Consider the following 16002-nt stretch of genomic DNA (forward strand, 5'->3'; position numbering starts at 1 on the left):
GCCGCCGCAACGCCAATGGCTAAGCGGTAGCGGGGATGTCCGTGCGCTGGGTCAGCCGAATGCTGTTGCCCGACGGATCGCGGAAGCCGGAGTCGATGCCGTAGGGCATCTGGTTCGGCGGTTCGGTGAACTCGACACCGCGCGCGCTCAGCTCGTCGTAGCTCTTCTGACAGTCCTCGGTGGTCAGAAACACCGTGCCGGCGAAGCCCTTTGCGGTCAGATCCTGAACCTGCTTCTGCGTCTGCTCATCCATCACGGGCTCGCCCGGCACGGCCATCAGCACGATGCCGACCTCGTCCTGCCCGGGCGGGCCGACCGTGAGCCACCGGAATGCGCCCATCTCTTCGGGGAACGAAACATCTTCGCGCACTTCCATTCCCACCTTCTCGGTCCAGAACTTCAGCGCGACTTCCTGATCGTGAACCCACAGGTGCGTGTAAGCGATTTTCATCATGGCCCGACGCTACGTGCGGTCCGGTCCGGCCGTCTTCTCCGTTTGTGCTGTCTTGACCCGGCCGGCGTGGGGGCGCCTGGTGTCGCGCGCCAGGATGCAGCTGGGCACCGGGGCGCGAAGCATGGCCGGCGGCAGGCTCGCCCGGTAGGCGGCCGGGGGCTTGCCGTACACCCGCGCGAAGTTCGTGGTGAACGAGCCCACGCTCTGGAGGCCGACCATCACGCAGATGTCGGCGACCGAACGGTCGGTGTTGCGCAGCAGCGCCGCAGCCCGCTCGAGCCGCCGGCTCTGCAGGTAGGCCCGCGGGGACTCGCCGAAGGTGCGGGTGAACATCCGGCTGAAGTGCGCTCGAGACAATCCGGCGGCCGCCGCCAGGTCGTCGACGGTGATCGGATCCGCGTAACGGGCGTCCGCGAGATCCTTCGCACGGAGCAAATATCGTGCCGGTGGCACCTGGACCATGCGATTAAGGGTACGGTGATCAGCGCGAACGAGTTGGCTGGGCGGCCGCGGCACCGGTGAAAACCGGGGTCGAGGAAAGTCCGGACTTCACAGAGCAGGGTGATTGCTAACGGCAATCCGAGGTGACTCGCGGGAAAGTGCCACAGAAAACAGACCGCCAGAAATGGTAAGGGTGAAACGGTGCGGTAAGAGCGCACCAGCACCCCGGGTGACCGGGGTGGCTAGGCAAACCCCACCCGAAGCAAGGCCAAGAAGGCCGCAACCTGGTTGCGGTCGCGCAGGCGCCCGAGGGCTGCTCGCCCGAGCCTGCGGGTAGGCCGCTTGAGGCACCCGGCAACGGTGTGTCCAGATGGATGGTCGCCACTGACCCTCCTGGTAGCGGGAGGGCCGGCACAGAATCCGGCTTACAGGCCAACTCGTTCGCCCCAGCACTGAAACCGGCCCCTAGTGGGCCTTGCGCACCGCCTTGTCCAACTTCTTGAGTGCATCCTGCAGCTGCGCCCGGGACTCCTGGGCGGTGTCGTGCTCCTGCTGATAGAGCAGCCCGTAGGTGAAGGTGTCCTCGCCCGCGGCATGTGCTGCGTCCGCCTGGGTGCTCAGATGAGCCTTGCTCACCACGCTGTCCTGATGGTCGCCCAGCAAGCTCTGGATGTTCTTGGCCCGCTCGGAAACCTTCTCCGCTCCGGTGGCCGCCGCGGTGTAGCGAAGCCGTTTGGCGCCCTTACGAATTCGGTGTAGCGCCTCGTCCTTGTCCTCGGCGCTGGCCTCGGCATCGCTGTCGGCCGCGGCCGCGGTCTTGGCGGCCTTCCGAACCCGCTTGTATGCGGCGTCGATGTTCACCGATTTCGTTGCGGCGTCGGCGGATTCCGGCTGCTCGGCTTTCACCAGCTCCTCGAGCGCGTCCAGCAGCCGGAAATAGCGCTGCGAGCGCATCGCCAGCAGGGAGCGCCGCCAGCCCGCGGCGTAGCGGCGGTTGGCACCCTCGACCAGCCGCTGGCGAACCGGTCCGCGGACCAGCTCGGCGGGCATTTCGTCGAGCGCGCGCTGATAGCGCTCGGCCAGAACCTCGGCATCGCGGGCCACACCCAGCACCGCGGCCAGCGCCCGCAGCTCGTCGAGCACCCAGCCGTCGTCGTCGAGGCCGAAGGCGTCCTTGGACTCCTGCAGCAGACTCCGGATCTTGCGGGTGGTCACCCGCATCTGATGTACCGAGTCATAGGCGTCCGCGCGTACCGCGCGGTCCCAAATGATCAGCGCCTCGATCTGCTCGGCGATGGCCCGGTGCACCGGATCGGCCGGAGGAGCAGGTGTCGGGGCCACATCGGTGCCGAGCACCTTGGCCAATTTGGACCCATGCCCGGCCGGTTCCGCGCCCGCATCCGCCAGCCGGTTCGACAGTCGATCCATCAGGTCGTCGGGCACATCGGCGGTGATCAGTTCCAGCTCCCACTCCCGCCAGCTCTGCGCGTCGGCTTCCTCGCCGGTGACCGATGCGGTCACCCGGTCGTCGCAGAACTCGGCCAGGCCGACGCCGTCGGCTCCGCGCAGCACCTCCACGTTGCGCTCGGTGCTGATCCGGGCCACCGGGGACAGCGGCCGGTCCCGGACGATCGCAAGCACGACGTCCTGCAGATCCTCTGGCACGGTGTCGGTTGCTGTGCCCAGGGGCGTCCGGACCTCGGTGCGGGTGTCGACGCCGGCCGGAAGCTTCAGGTGCCAGCCCGCGTCGCTGCCGCCGGTGCGGCGCCGCAGCGTGATGCGGTGCGCGGCAAGGTCGCGATTCGGGGTGTCGAAGTACACCGCATCCAGGTGCTGGGTTTCCACGCGTGCGACCTCGGCGATGGTCGAGAGCCCCTCGAACGACGGCGAGACGGTGTTCTCGGTGACCGCGAACTTCCGCTCGATTTCGGTGTACCTCGCGGTCTTGGATTTGCCGGGGGCCATAGTCACCTTCGCTGTGCACCGGAGGCGGGAGATCGGATGGGACCAGCGTGCCATATCCGGGTCGGTGTCACGACCGGTGTCTGGTCACAGCAGCATCAAGACTTGCCGCCGCCACCACGGCGCTGTCGGTCATGTCTGTCGGAGTCTCCTACTGTTGCTGACATGGCGGCTGAGACGACCCCGGCGAGTGCTGCTGCTGGGCGCGGACGCCCGCGGCTGGAGCGGCCACGCCGGCCGGGTACCACTGCCCGTGAACAGATTCTCGACGCCGCCGCAGAGCTGTTCACCACCCACGGCTACGCCAGCACCTCCACCCGGCGCATCGCCGATGAAGTCGGGGTCCGGCAGGCCTCGCTCTACCACCATTTCGCCACCAAGGACGACATCCTCGACGCGTTGCTGGCCGGCACCGTCGACGATGCCCTTCGCCTGGGCGCCGAGCTGCTCGACGGCCAGGGCCCGGCTGCGCAGCACCTGCACACGCTCGCGGTCGCCGATGCCCACCAGCTGTGCGCGAGCCGGTGGAATCTGGGTGCCCTCTACCTGCTTCCCGAGCTGCGAACCGACCGGTTCGAACCGTTCCGCCGCCGCCGGGCCGAGCTGCGCGAGGTTTACCGAAAGCTGTCAGAGGCGGTGATCGGCGAGTGCGCAGGCCCGCCCGATTCTGCCGATCTGCCGTTCCGTCTGGTGGAATCGGTGGTCAACAGCCGTTCCGACGACGTCGAGAGGACGCCGGGGCAGCCCTGGGCGATCGGGGAGGGGGCACTGCGGATCCTCGGGTTCGACGGCGATTTCGCGCCGTTGGAGGAGACCACCGCGGCCCGGCTGGGGCTTCGACCGCCGCGAACCCCGGCCCGCTAGAGTTCGGGCCGTGACCGAGCCCACCTATGAAGCCATCTCGTTCGAGCAGTCCGGCGCCGTCGCGCAGATCACGCTGAACCGACCGGACGCCGCGAATGGCATGAACGACACCATGACTCGTGAATTGGCCGACGCCGCCCGGCGCTGTGACACGCCCGGTACCAAGGCCGTGGTGCTGACCGGTGCGGGCCGGTTCTTCTGCGCGGGCGGCGACCTGAAGTCATTCGCCACCGCGCCGGACCGGGGCCGCTTCATCAAGGGCGTCGCCGATGACCTGCACCGGGCCATCTCGTCGTTCGCCCGGATGGATGCCGTGCTGATCACCGCGGTGAACGGCACCGCGGCCGGCGCCGGGTTCAGCCTCGCGGTGACCGGTGACCTGGTGCTGGCGGCCGAATCGGCCACCTTCACCATGGCCTACACCAAGGTCGGGCTGAGCCCTGACGGCAGCGCGTCCTACCATCTGCCGCGACTGGTCGGCCTGCGTCGGGCACAGGAACTCATCCTGACCAACCGCACGCTGTCGGCCGCCGAGGCGCAGGACTGGGGCCTGGTCACCGAGGTGGTCGCCGGCGACGAACTCGCGGCCCGGGCCACGAAACTGGCCGAGCAGGTGGCGTCGGGTTCCGGCGGATCCAACGGCGCGGTCAAGTCGCTGCTGGTGTCCTCGTTCAAGAACAGCCTCGAGGAGCAGATGGCGGCCGAAGCCCGGTTCATCGCCGAGCGGGCCAACTCCGCCGACGGCCGCGAAGGGGTCGACGCGTTCCTGGCCAAGCGCAAGCCCGACTTCGCCTAGCCCGCCGCCGGGCCGGCGGCCGCCGGTTCGATGGTGAGATCGGCCGGCAGCTCGATGTCCGCGACAGCCAGGTTTTCCTCGAGGTGGGCGATCGAGGACGTCCCGGGGATCAGGAGCACGTTCGGCGCGACGTTCAACGTCCAGGCCAACGCGATCTGCGCCGGCGTACGTCCCAGTTCGGTGGCCACTCGCCGGATCGTCGGATGGCCCAGGACCGGATTGTCCACGGCGAAGGCCGAACCCAGCGGAAAGAACGGGACGAAGGCGATGTCGCGTTCGAGGCACAGGTCGAGCACGGGCTGCGAGGTGCGGTCGGCGAGGTTGTAGGCGTTCTGCACGCAGGCGATCTCGGTGCGCTCGAGCGCGATCTCCACGTGCTCGCGGGAGGCGCTGCTCAGCCCGATGCCGGCGATGAGGCCTTCTTCGCGTGCCGTGATCAGGGTGTCGAGTTGCTGCTCGAACAGCCCGTGGTCGACCTCGGCGGGACCTCCGATGTCGGTCCCGAAGAGGCGCAGGTTCACCACGGCAAGCTGGTCGACTCCCAGTGTGCGTAGGTTCTCTTCGATGCTGTGCCGCAGTTCGGCGGGTTGTTGCGCCGGGAGCCAGTTGGCCTGGGCATCGCGTTTGCCTCCGACCTTGGTGACAAGAGCCAGGTTCTGCGGGTAGGGGTACAGCGCCTCCCGGATCAGTTCGTTGGCGACATCCGGCCCGTAGAACTGGGCGGTATCGATGTGGTCGACACCGAGTTCGACCGCGCGGCGCAGCACCGCGACCGCCTGGTCGTGATCACGCGGCGGACCGAACACTCCGGGCCCGGGCAACTGCATCGCGCCGAATCCGATGCGTCGGACGACCCGCGATCCCAGCGAGAAGGTGTGCGAGTAGGTCATTGCGGACCTTTCGTTAGATCTCTAACTATATGAGATCAAACTATATGAGCGCTGATATTCTCTGTCAACGAATCAGAGGAGAACGGTTGTGAACGACGAGCAACGGAGCGCGGCCGAACTGGCCGATGCTTTCGGGCGCGCCGCCAAATCCGTTGTCCGCGCATTCGACGAGCGCCTCGGCGACCGTGGTGTGTCGACCCCGCGGTCCAAGCTGCTCGCCGAGATCGAACGGATGCAACCGGTCCGATCGGCCGAGGTGGCCAGGGCTGTGGGGATCACCCAGGCCACCGCGTCGACCCTCGTCGAGGCTCTGGTGCGGGAAGGCTTGGTGGTCCGTGCACCCGACGAAAACGACCGCCGCGCAGTGCGATTGACGACGACCGCCGAGGGGCGCGAACAAGCCCGGCACTGGCGGGCCGACTACATCGCCGCCGCACACGAGATGTTTGCCGGCCTCACCGATGAGGACAAGGCAGCGCTGACCCGGTTACTCACCAAACTCGGTGACGCGCTGGCCTGAGGCCGGGATCAGTAGCTGTGCTCCTCGGCCGGGAACACCCCGGTCGCCACGTCGTGGGCGTACTGCGCTGCGGCACGGTGCAGTTCGCCGCCAACGTCACCGAAACGCTTGACGAACTTGGCGGTCTTGCCGCTGGTGAGCCCGGCCATGTCCTGCCAGACCAGCACCTGGGCATCGCAATTGGGGCCGGCGCCGATGCCGACGGTGGGGATCGTCAGCTTGCCGGTGATCTGGGTGGCCAGCTCGGCGGGCACCATCTCGAGCACCACCGCGATCGCCCCGGCTTCCTGCACCGCGATCGCGTCGTGGATCGTCTGCTCAGCGGCGTCGCCGCGGCCCTGGACGCGGAAACCGCCCAGCCCGTTCACGCTCTGCGGCGTGAAGCCGATGTGTGCCACCACCGGGATGCCGGCCGCCGACAGGGTCGCGATCTGATCGGCCATCCGCTCACCGCCCTCGAGCTTGATCGCCTGCGCGCCGGTCTCCTTCATGAAGCGGGTGGCCGTCGCCAGCGCCTGCTGCGGGCTGGACTCATAGCTGCCGAACGGCAGGTCGGCGACTACCAGGGCATGCGGGGCGCCCTTGACGACCGCGCGGGCCAACGGGATCAGCTCGTCGATCGAGATCGGCACGGTGGTGTCGTAGCCGTACACGACGTTCGCCGCCGAGTCGCCGACGAGCAGCACCGGAATCTCGGCCTCGTCGAACACGCGCGCGCTGGAGTAGTCGTAACAGGTGAGCATCGCCCACTTGTGGCCTTCGGACTTCCATTTCTGCAGCGTGAGCGTGCGGACCTTGGTACGCGGCTTGGGCGCCACGGACTCCGCAGCCGATTCGGAAGCACCATAAACAGACTGTTCAGACATCGTCGTCCCTTGTGATGGTCGGTTCGATCCTCGAGGCCGCCTCGCGGTCCCCGGGTTCGTCGGACATCTGCCAGTCTGCCACCGCGAGGAATGAAGGCAAAAGCGACGTTCGAGTGGATTTCCTCACAGTTCCCGTGCGGCGCCCTAACATCAGCGGCATGCAACGGCTCAGCGGACTCGACGCCAGCTTCCTCTACCTCGAAACCGCCGCGCAGCCCATGCACGTGTGCTCGGTGCTCGAACTCGACACCTCGACCATGCCCGGCGGCTACACCTTCGACCGGATGCGCGACGCGCTGACCCTGACAATCAAGGCGATGCCGCAATTCCGGGAAAAGCTGGCCGACAGCCGGTTCAATCTCGACCACCCGGTGCGGGTGGAAGACAAGGACTTTGACGTCAACCGGCACCTGCACCGGATCGGCCTACCCGGGCCCGGTGGGCGGGCCGAACTGTCCGAGATCTGCGGACACATCGCCTCGCTTCCGCTGGACCGGACCCGGCCGCTGTGGGAGATGTGGGTCATCGAGAACGTGGCGGGCACCGACGCCCACGCCGGAGGCCGAGTGGCGCTGATGACGAAGGTGCACCACTCCGGCGTCGACGGGGTGACCGGCGCCAACCTGATGTCGCAGCTGTGCACCACCGTGGCGGACGCGCCGCCCCCGGACCCGGTCGACGGGGTGGGCGGTGCAACCGGCGCCGAGATCGCCATCAGCGGTGCACTCAGGTTCGTGACGCGGCCGCTGAAGCTGGCCAACGTGCTGCCCACCACTGCGAGCACGGTCATCGACACCGTGCGCCGGGCAATCAACGGGCAGGCGATGGCGGCCCCGTTCAACGCGCCGAAGACCGCGTTCAACACCAACATCACCGGGCAGCGCAGCGTCGCGTTCGCCCAGTTGGACCTCGAGGACATCAAGACCGTCAAGAACCACTTCGACGTCAAGGTCAACGACGTGGTGATGGCGCTGGTGTCCGGCGTGCTGCGCACCTTCCTGCACGACCGCGGTGAACTGCCGGACAGCTCCCTGGTCGCGATGGTGCCGGTGTCGGTGCATGACCGTTCCGACCGGCCGGGGCGCAATCAGGTGTCGGGGATGTTCTCCAAGCTCGAAACCAACATCGACGATCCGGCCGAGCGGTTGCGGGCCATCGCGGCATCGAATTCGGTTGCCAAGCAACACAGTTCTGCGATCGGTGCGACGTTGCTTCAGGACTGGACACAGTTCGCGGCGCCTGCGGTGTTCGGCGCCGCGATGCGGGTGTACGCGGCCAGCCGGCTGTCCGGGGCCAAACCCGTCCACAATCTGGTCATCTCCAACGTGCCAGGGCCGCAGGAACCGCTGTACATGCTGGGCTGTGAGGTCAAGGCCATGTACCCGCTGGGCCCGATATTCCACGGATCGGGTCTCAACATCACCGTGATGTCGCTGACCGGCAAGCTCGACGTCGGCATCATGTCCTGCCCGGATCTGCTGCCTGACCTGTGGGACATGGCCGACGACTTCCACGTCGCGCTCGAGGAACTCCTGGCCGCTACCCGATAGTGTCACCGCGCGTCGCGATAGGCCGGGCCTGCGGCGATGTCGCGCCATGGCAGCATGGTCAGCCATGAAGTTACCGATGAGGTTCGGCGCGCTGCTGGCGGTGACGGCGGTGGCCGCGGCGGGCTGCACCCAGGTGGTCGACGGGGAAGCCCAGATCGCGGTCCCACGGCCCGGCACGCCGGTGCAATGGCTGCCGTGCAACGCCGGTTCGGGTGACCACGTGCAGATCCCCGACAACGCCGAATGCGGGATGCTGTCGGTTCCGGTCGACTACTCCAAGCCAGAAGGCGAAGTCGCCCGTCTGGCGATGATCCGCTTCCCGGCGGCGGGAAAGAAGATCGGCTCGCTGGTGATCAACCCCGGCGGCCCCGGCGAGTCCGGGGTCGAATCGGCCGTCTCCCTGCTGTCCGGCCTGCCGCAGTCCGTCAAGGACCGATTCGACATCGTCGGGTTCGATCCGCGCGGCGTCGGATCCTCGACGCCCGCGGTGTGGTGCAACTCCGACGAGGACAACGACCGGCTGCGGGCCGACCCGACGGTGGAATACACCCCGGAGGGCGTCGAGCACCTGGAGAAGGAGACCAAGGACTTCGTCCAGCGCTGCGTCGACAAGATGGGCAAAGACTTCCTGGAGAACGTGGGCACCGAGAACGTCGCCAAGGATCTCGATGCGATCCGGGCCGCACTCGGCGACGACAAGCTGACCTACCTGGGTTACTCCTACGGCACCCGGATCGGTGCGACGTACGCCGAGCAGTTCCCGGACAAGGTCCGCGCGATGATCCTCGACGGCGCCGTCGACCCCAATGCGGACCCGGTGGAAGAAGACATCCGTCAGGCCGCGGCGTTCCAGAAGGCCTTCGACGACTACGCCACCGACTGCGCCACCAAGAACCCCGACTGCCCGCTGGGCACCGATCCTGCCAAGGCCGTCGAGGTGTACAAGAGCCTGGTCGACCCGCTGGTGGAACACCCGGCGAAGACGCGGGATTCGCGCGGGCTGAGCTACAGCGACGCCACCGTGGGCACCATCCTGCCGCTGTACTCACCGAATCTGTGGCGTCACCTGACCGAGGGCCTGACCGGGCTGAAGAACGGCAACGGCGATGTGATGCTGGCCCTGGCCGACCTCTACATGGGCCGTGATGCCAAGGGCCACTACAACAATTCGACCGACGTGCGCGTCGCGGTCAACTGCGTGGACAAGCCCGCCATCACCGACCGGGCCACTGTCGTCGAGGAGGACCGGCGGGCCCGCGAGGTCGCGCCGTTCATGAGCTACGGCGAATTCACCGGGCACGCGCCGTTGGGCACCTGCGCGTTCTGGCCGGTGCCGCCGACCAGTAAGCCGCACGAGATCGCGGTGAAGGGGTTGCCCCCGACGTTGATCGTCTCGACCACCAACGACCCGGCCACGCCGTACCAGGCCGGCGTCGACCTGGCCCGTCAGCTCGGCGGAACCTTGGTGACCTTCGAGGGCACCCAGCACACCGTGGTGTTCCAGGGCAACAAGTGCATCGACGACATCGCGGCGACCTACCTCGTCGACGTGACGGTGCCGCCACCCGGGACCCGCTGCTGACCGGTCCGGCCGCTAAGGTCACCGGATGGTCTCCGGCCGATTTCTGCTCGGCCTCAGGCACAGACCCGGTGCTGCCCGCCGTGCGACCATGACTGCCGTGTGGTGGGCGGGCGGGGCAGGACGCGTTTTGGCGGCGGCGCTGCTCGGCGTAACAGCCGTGGTCTGCCCGGTCGCGCAGGCTGCTCCGGAATCGGGGCCGGAATGGGGAAGTTGCGCCCCGTGGGTGCAGAATTCGGCCGCGATCCCGACCGCCCAATGCAGCACCGTCCCGGTACCGCTGGACTGGAACGCCCCGGATCCGCAAGGCGCACAAGCGCAATTGGCGGTCATCCGGATACCGGCCAGTGGTGACCGGATCGGCGCCCTGTTCATCAACCCCGGCGGCCCCGGTGCCTCGGCGGTGGACACGGTGGCCGGCATGGGTGCCGCGCTGGCCGGCTCACCACTGACCGACCATTTCGATCTGGTGGGCTTCGACCCGCGCGGCGTCGGGCATTCCACTCCGGAACTGCGCTGCCGCACCGACGCCGAGATCGACGCCTACCGGCGCGAGTCGCTGACCGACTACAGCCCGGCCGGGGTCGCCCACATCGAAGACGTCTACCGCCAGTTCGCCCAGCAGTGTCTGGACCGCATGGGCGCGCGGTTCCTGGCCAACGTCGGCACCGCCTCTGCGGTGCGGGACATGGACGCGGTGCGGGCCGCGCTGGGGGACGAGCAGATCAACTATCTGGGCTTCTCCTACGGCACCGAGCTCGGCGGCGCCTACGCCGAACAGTTCGGGAACCGGGTGCGCACCATGGTGCTCGACGGGGCGATCGACCCCAGCCAGGATCCGATCACCAAGAACATCCGCCAGCTCGCCGGCTTCCAGAAGGCTTTCGACACCTACGCCGCGGACTGTGCGAAGTCGGCCGACTGTCCGCTGGGCACCGATCCCGCCCAGTTCGTCGGCCGGTTCCAAGGACTGGTGGATCCCCTGGTGACGGCGCCGGGCTCCACGACGGACCCGCGCGGACTCGGCTACGCCGACGCGATCACCGGGACCGGCAACGCCCTCTACTCGGCGCGGTATTGGCCCTACCTGACCAGCGGGCTACTCGGATTGACGCGCCGCACCGACGCCAGTGACCTGCTGCTGCTCGCCGACGACTACTGGCGCCGCGACGAAGCCGGGCACTACAAGAACATGCAGGACGCCTTCACCGCGATCCGGTGCGTCGACGCGCCGTTCCCCACCGACCCCGCGGTGTGGGCCGACGCCGATCAGCGGATCCGCGCGGTGGCACCGTTCATGGCCTACGGGGAGTTCACCGGGTACGCGCCCCGCGACATCTGCGCCCTGTGGCCGGTGCCCGCGACCTCGGTGCCGCACCCGGTCACCGGGCCCGGACCGGGCAAGGTCGTGGTGGTGTCCACCACCGGCGACCCGGCCACGCCGTATCAGGCCGGGGTGGACCTGGCCCGGCAAATGGGCGCGGCGCTGATCTCCTTCACCGGCACCCAACACACCGTGGTGTTCAACGGGGACGCCTGCGTGGACACCGCCGTGCTGGGTTTCTTCGTCAACGGAGCCTCCCCGGGAGACCTCTCCTGCTAACTCTTCCAGGGCTGTAACACAGATTTAACAGCCGATGCCTACGCTGCGGGCATGGACCGCCAGAAGGAATTCGTGCTGCGCACCCTGGAGGAACGCGATATCCGGTTCGTTCGGTTGTGGTTCACCGACGTCCTGGGCTACCTCAAATCGGTAGCGATCGCGCCCGCCGAACTCGAAGGTGCCTTCGAGGAGGGCATCGGTTTCGACGGCTCTTCGATCGAGGGCTTCGCCCGCGTCTCGGAGTCCGACACCGTGGCGCGGCCTGATCCGTCGACCTTCCAGGTGCTGCCCTGGACCACCAGCGCCGGCAAGCACTACTCGGCGCGGATGTTCTGCGACATCACCATGCCGGACGGCTCACCGTCGTGGGCCGACTCCCGGCACGTGCTGCGTCGGCAGCTGGCCAAGGCCAGCGACCTGGGCTTCACCTGCTACGTGCACCCCGAAATCGAGTTCTTCCTGCTGCAGCCCGGCCCGGACGACGGGTCGGTGCCCGTGCCGGCCGACAACAGCGGCTATTTCGACCAGGCCGTGCACGACTCGGCGCCGAACTTCCGCCGCCACGCCATCGAGGCGCTGGAGCAGATGGGCATCTCGGTGGAGTTCAGCCACCACGAGGGCGCTCCCGGCCAGCAGGAGATCGACCTGCGCTACGCCGACGCGCTGTCGATGGCCGACAACGTGATGACCTTCCGCTATCTGGTCAAGGAAGTCGCCCTGGCCGACGGCGTGCGCGCGTCGTTCATGCCCAAGCCGTTCGCCGAACATCCCGGCTCGGCGATGCACACCCACATGAGCCTGTTCGAAGGCGACACCAACGCCTTCCACAGCCCCGACGACCCGCTGCAGCTGTCCGATGTGGCCAAGTCGTTCATCGCGGGCATCCTGGAGCACGCCAGCGAGATCAGCGCCGTCACCAACCAGTGGGTGAACTCCTACAAACGGCTGGTGCACGGCGGCGAGGCGCCCACCGCGGCCTCGTGGGGCGCGGCCAACCGCTCGGCGCTGGTGCGGGTCCCGATGTACACCCCGCGCAAGGCCTCGTCGCGGCGCGTCGAGGTCCGCAGCCCCGACTCGGCCTGCAACCCCTACCTGACCTTCGCGGTGCTACTGGCTGCCGGCCTGCGCGGCGTCGAGAAGGGCTACGTGCTGGGTCCCCAGGCCGAGGACAACGTCTGGAGCCTGACGGCCGAGGAGCGGCGCGCCATGGGCTACCGCGAGTTGCCCACCAGCCTGGGCAACGCGCTGGAGGCCATGGAGAACTCCGAGCTCGTCGCTGAAGCGTTGGGGGAGCACGTCTTCGACTACTTCCTGCGCAACAAGCGCGCGGAGTGGGAGAACTACCGCAGCCACGTCACGCCGTACGAGCTGAAGACCTACCTGTCGCTCTGAGTCGGGGGCAGTGCCTGTGCCCCGAGTTTCTCGCGGGCGTGCGCTACCGTCGTGAACGTGCCCAAGCCTGCAACCGATCGCCCGAAACTGCCCAGCGTCGGTCGGCTCGGTCTGGTCCATCCGCAGGCGTCGGTCCATCTGGAACAGCTCGGCTGGAACACCGAGGCCTACGTCGAGCTGCTGTGGTCGCTTTCGCGCGCACCTGATGCCGACGTGGCGCTGCTGGCCATGGTGCGGCTGGCCGATGCGCTCGGCGGCGACGCGGACGAGCTCAACCGCCGATTGCTGACCGACAAGGCCTTCCGGGGCCGGCTGTTCGGTGTGCTGGGATCCTCCCTGTCCCTCGGTGACCACCTCGTCGCCCACCCACAGTCGTGGCGGTTGCTCACCGGCAACCTCGTACTCCCCGGCGTTGAGGAGCTGCACAGCATCTTCACCGCCGCCGCCCGCGATGCCGAGATCGACAGGGGCACAAGCAGTGCCGTGCCCGCACTGCGCGATCTCTACCGCGACCACCTGCTGGTGCTGGCCGCGCTCGACGTGGCCTCTACCGTCGAGAACGAGCCGGTGTTGCCCTTCGTCGAGGTCGCCGCACACCTGTCCGACCTGGCCGACGCCGCGCTGGGCGCCGCACTGACGGTGGCCACCAGGGTGGTCTGCGAGGACGGGGTGGAGCCGCGGCTGGCCGTGGTCGCCATGGGCAAATGCGGTGCGCGCGAGCTGAATTACGTCAGCGACGTCGACGTCATCTTCGTCGGCGAGTCCATCGCCGAGGGCGACGGCGACGACAACCTCGCCGCCGCGACCCGGGTGGCCGGCGAGATGATGCAGTTCGCCGGTGAAGCCTTCTTCGAGGTCGACGCCGCGCTGCGCCCCGAAGGCAAGCGCGGTCAACTGGTCCGGACGCTGGAATCCCACGTCGCCTACTACCAGCGCTGGGCCAAAACCTGGGAATTCCAGGCCCTGCTCAAGGCGCGCCCCGCCGCGGGCGACGCCGAACTCGGCAAGGCCTACATCGATGCCCTGATGCCCATGGTGTGGACCGCCTGTGAGCGTGAGGATTTCGTCCCCGAGGTGCAAGCCATGCGGCGCCGCGTCGAGGAACTCGTCCCGGCCGGGGTGCGGGCCCGTGAGCTCAAACTGGGCACCGGTGGCCTGCGTGACGTCGAATTCGCCGTCCAGCTCCTGCAATTGGTGCACGGCCGCAACGACGACTCCCTGCACGTGGCGTCCACCGTCGACGCGCTGGCGGCCCTCGGCGAGGGTGGCTACATCGGGCGCGACGACACCGCCAACTTGACCGCGTCGTACGAGTTCCTGCGGCTGCTCGAACACCGGCTGCAACTGCAGCGGCTCAAGCGCACCCACATGTTGCCCGACGACAACGACGACGAGGCCTACCGCTGGCTGGCCCGGGCCGCGCACGTGCGCCCCGACGGCCGCCACGACGCGGCCGGCGTGCTGCGCGAGGAACTCAAGCGGCAGAGCATGCGGGTGTCGCGGTTGCACGCCAAGCTCTTCTACCAGCCGCTGCTGGAATCGGTGGGCCAGCCGGCGGTGGGCATCGGCGCCGGGATGAGCACCGAGGCCGCCGAACGTCAGCTTGCCGCACTGGGTTACGAGGGCCCGCAGAGCGCACTGACGCATCTGGCCGCGCTCACCAGCCAGAGCGGCCGGCGCGGCACGGTGCAGCAGGTGCTGCTGCCGACCCTGCTGGACTGGCTGTCGGACACCCCCGACCCGGACGCCGGCCTGCTGGCCTACCGCCGGATCAGCGACGAGCTGTCCGAGCAGCGCTGGTACCTGTCGACCCTGCGGGACGAGGGGGCGGTGGCCAAGCGGCTGATGCGGGTGCTGGGGACCTCGGCCTACATCCCCGAACTGCTGATGCGCGCCCCCGAGGTGATCCAGCTCTACGCCGACGGGCCCAACGGCCCGAAGCTGCTCGACGGCGACCCCGACAGCGTGGCCCGGGCCCTGGTGGCCTCGGCAGGCCGACACTCGGACCCGGTGCGGGGCATCGCGGCGGCGCGCACGCTGCGCCGGCGGGAGCTGGCCCGAATCGCCTCCGCGGACGTGCTGGGCCTGCTCGACGTGACCGACGTCTGCAAGGCACTGACGTCGGTGTGGGTCGCGGTGCTGCAGGCCGCGCTCGATGCCGTGATCCGGGCCAACACACCCGAATCCGGTGTGCCCGCACGTATCGCGGTGATCGGGATGGGTCGCCTCGGTGGCGGCGAACTCGGATACGGCTCCGACGCTGACGTGATGTTCGTCTGCGAACCCTCCTCGGGCGTCGAGGATTCGGCGGCCGTGCGCTGGTCGGTGAGCATCGCCGAGCAGGTCAGGGCCCTGCTGGGGACACCGAGTGCCGATCCACCCCTGGAGGTGGACACCGGGCTGCGTCCAGAGGGGCGAAACGGACCGCTGGTACGCACGCTCGCCTCATATGCGGCCTACTACGAGCAGTGGGCCCAGGCGTGGGAGATCCAGGCCCTGCTGCGCGCGCACCGGGTGGCAGGCGATCTGGAACTCGGCGAGCGATTCCTGCTCATGGCCGACAAGACCCGTTATCCCTCCGGCGGGGTGTCGGCCGAAGCCGTCCAGGAGATCCGGCGGATCAAGGCCCGCGTGGACGCCGAGCGGCTGCCGCGCGGCGCCGACCCCAACACGCACACCAAGCTGGGCCGTGGGGGGCTGGCCGACATCGAGTGGACCGTGCAGCTGCTGCAACTGCGCTACGCGCACAAGGTCCCCGCGCTGCACAGCACCTCGACATTGCAGACCCTCGACGCCATCGGGGCGGCCGAGCTGGTCGCCGAGAGCGACGTCGAGCTGCTACGCGATGCCTGGCTGACCGCCACGCGGGCGCGCAACGCCCTGGTGCTGGTGCGCGGCAAGCCCACCGATCAGTTGCCCGGTCCCGGTCGTCAGCTCAATGCGGTGGCCCTTGCGGCCGGCTGGGGCAGTGACGACGGCGGGGAGTTCCTCGACAACTACCTGCGGGTGACCCGGCGGGCCAAGGGCGTGGTCCGGAAGATTTTCGGCGGCGAGTAGTGGTTGGGCCGCCCCGCGTGCAGGACGT

General features: G+C 68.4%; 13 protein-coding genes and 1 other RNA gene. 9 read left to right on the forward strand and 5 right to left on the reverse strand.

What is annotated here, in order from left to right; all coding sequences use genetic code 11:
- Positions 1 to 19: 19 nt before the first annotated feature.
- Together ACNQR1_RS15990 and ACNQR1_RS15995 are read right to left on the reverse strand one after the other, a co-directional pair.
- Positions 20 to 454, reverse strand: a complete 435-nt coding sequence (locus tag ACNQR1_RS15990) for a VOC family protein (protein ID WP_418047172.1) — start codon at positions 452 to 454, stop codon at positions 20 to 22.
- 9 nt (positions 455 to 463) lie between these two features.
- Positions 464 to 916, reverse strand: coding sequence for a helix-turn-helix transcriptional regulator (locus ACNQR1_RS15995; RefSeq protein WP_418047173.1), 453 nt, complete (start codon positions 914 to 916; stop codon positions 464 to 466).
- Between the two features lie 29 nt (positions 917 to 945).
- On the opposite strand from ACNQR1_RS15995, the gene rnpB reads away from it, so the two are divergent.
- Positions 946 to 1339: RNase P RNA component class A (gene rnpB, locus ACNQR1_RS16000), an RNA gene on the forward strand.
- 21 nt (positions 1340 to 1360) lie between these two features.
- Here rnpB and ACNQR1_RS16005 read toward each other — a convergent pair.
- Positions 1361 to 2860, reverse strand: a complete 1500-nt coding sequence (locus ACNQR1_RS16005) for a CHAD domain-containing protein (protein ID WP_418047174.1) — start codon at positions 2858 to 2860, stop codon at positions 1361 to 1363.
- A 162-nt stretch (positions 2861 to 3022) separates the two neighbouring features.
- Between ACNQR1_RS16005 and ACNQR1_RS16010 the strand changes: the two genes are divergently transcribed.
- Entirely contained in the window at positions 3023 to 3721 is a 699-nt protein-coding gene (locus ACNQR1_RS16010) for a TetR/AcrR family transcriptional regulator (RefSeq protein WP_418047175.1), read from the forward strand.
- A gap of 10 nt (positions 3722 to 3731) precedes the next feature.
- Positions 3732 to 4517, forward strand: coding sequence for an enoyl-CoA hydratase/isomerase family protein (locus ACNQR1_RS16015; protein WP_418047176.1), 786 nt, complete (start codon positions 3732 to 3734; stop codon positions 4515 to 4517).
- Here ACNQR1_RS16015 and ACNQR1_RS16020 read toward each other — a convergent pair.
- Positions 4514 to 5407 carry an oxidoreductase gene (locus ACNQR1_RS16020; RefSeq protein ID WP_418047177.1) on the reverse strand — a complete coding sequence of 298 codons (894 nt, stop codon included), beginning with the start codon at positions 5405 to 5407 and terminating at the stop codon, positions 4514 to 4516. The genes ACNQR1_RS16015 and ACNQR1_RS16020 overlap by 4 nt on opposite strands.
- An 88-nt stretch (positions 5408 to 5495) precedes the next feature.
- Here ACNQR1_RS16020 and ACNQR1_RS16025 point away from each other — a divergent pair, with 88 nt between their 5' ends.
- Positions 5496 to 5927 carry a MarR family winged helix-turn-helix transcriptional regulator gene (locus tag ACNQR1_RS16025; RefSeq protein WP_418047178.1) on the forward strand — a complete coding sequence of 144 codons (432 nt, stop codon included), beginning with the start codon at positions 5496 to 5498 and terminating at the stop codon, positions 5925 to 5927.
- 8 nt (positions 5928 to 5935) lie between these two features.
- On the opposite strand, the gene panB is transcribed toward ACNQR1_RS16025, so the two are convergent.
- A complete protein-coding gene (panB, locus tag ACNQR1_RS16030; RefSeq protein WP_418047179.1) occupies positions 5936 to 6793 on the reverse strand; it encodes a 3-methyl-2-oxobutanoate hydroxymethyltransferase in 858 nt (285 codons plus the stop codon).
- A gap of 218 nt (positions 6794 to 7011) precedes the next feature.
- Here panB and ACNQR1_RS16035 point away from each other — a divergent pair, with 218 nt between their 5' ends.
- From ACNQR1_RS16035 to ACNQR1_RS16055, 5 genes are all read left to right on the forward strand, one after another.
- Positions 7012 to 8343, forward strand: coding sequence for a WS/DGAT/MGAT family O-acyltransferase (locus ACNQR1_RS16035; RefSeq protein ID WP_418050384.1), 1332 nt, complete (start codon positions 7012 to 7014; stop codon positions 8341 to 8343).
- A 64-nt stretch (positions 8344 to 8407) separates the two neighbouring features.
- Complete coding sequence (locus ACNQR1_RS16040; protein ID WP_418047180.1) at positions 8408 to 9925, forward strand: alpha/beta hydrolase; 1518 nt, start codon at positions 8408 to 8410, stop codon at positions 9923 to 9925.
- Positions 9926 to 10013: 88 nt separating this feature from the next.
- Positions 10014 to 11525, forward strand: a complete 1512-nt coding sequence (locus ACNQR1_RS16045) for an alpha/beta hydrolase (RefSeq protein ID WP_418047181.1) — start codon at positions 10014 to 10016, stop codon at positions 11523 to 11525.
- Positions 11526 to 11576: 51 nt separating this feature from the next.
- Positions 11577 to 12917 carry a type I glutamate--ammonia ligase gene (gene glnA, locus ACNQR1_RS16050; RefSeq protein ID WP_418047182.1) on the forward strand — a complete coding sequence of 447 codons (1341 nt, stop codon included), beginning with the start codon at positions 11577 to 11579 and terminating at the stop codon, positions 12915 to 12917.
- A 51-nt stretch (positions 12918 to 12968) separates the two neighbouring features.
- Positions 12969 to 15974 carry a bifunctional [glutamine synthetase] adenylyltransferase/[glutamine synthetase]-adenylyl-L-tyrosine phosphorylase gene (locus tag ACNQR1_RS16055; RefSeq protein ID WP_418047183.1) on the forward strand — a complete coding sequence of 1002 codons (3006 nt, stop codon included), beginning with the start codon at positions 12969 to 12971 and terminating at the stop codon, positions 15972 to 15974.
- The last annotated feature ends 28 nt before the right edge of the window (positions 15975 to 16002 follow it).

This window comes from Mycobacterium sp. 48b (genome assembly GCF_048282725.1).
GTDB lineage: Bacteria > Actinomycetota > Actinomycetes > Mycobacteriales > Mycobacteriaceae > Mycobacterium.

Bases quoted from the DNA above. Each gene is read 5' to 3' on its own strand.
- ACNQR1_RS15990 (WP_418047172.1), bottom strand. From the start codon at position 454: ATGATGAAAATCGCTTACACGCACCTGTGGGTTCACGATCAGGAAGTC.
- ACNQR1_RS15995 (WP_418047173.1), bottom strand. From the start codon at position 916: ATGGTCCAGGTGCCACCGGCACGATATTTGCTCCGTGCGAAGGATCTC.
- ACNQR1_RS16005 (WP_418047174.1), bottom strand. From the start codon at position 2,860: ATGGCCCCCGGCAAATCCAAGACCGCGAGGTACACCGAAATCGAGCGG.
- ACNQR1_RS16010 (WP_418047175.1), top strand. From the start codon at position 3,023: ATGGCGGCTGAGACGACCCCGGCGAGTGCTGCTGCTGGGCGCGGACGC.
- ACNQR1_RS16020 (WP_418047177.1), bottom strand. From the start codon at position 5,407: ATGACCTACTCGCACACCTTCTCGCTGGGATCGCGGGTCGTCCGACGC.
- panB (WP_418047179.1), bottom strand. From the start codon at position 6,793: ATGTCTGAACAGTCTGTTTATGGTGCTTCCGAATCGGCTGCGGAGTCC.
- ACNQR1_RS16035 (WP_418050384.1), top strand. From the start codon at position 7,012: ATGCACGTGTGCTCGGTGCTCGAACTCGACACCTCGACCATGCCCGGC.
- ACNQR1_RS16040 (WP_418047180.1), top strand. From the start codon at position 8,408: ATGAAGTTACCGATGAGGTTCGGCGCGCTGCTGGCGGTGACGGCGGTG.
- ACNQR1_RS16045 (WP_418047181.1), top strand. From the start codon at position 10,014: ATGACTGCCGTGTGGTGGGCGGGCGGGGCAGGACGCGTTTTGGCGGCG.
- glnA (WP_418047182.1), top strand. From the start codon at position 11,577: ATGGACCGCCAGAAGGAATTCGTGCTGCGCACCCTGGAGGAACGCGAT.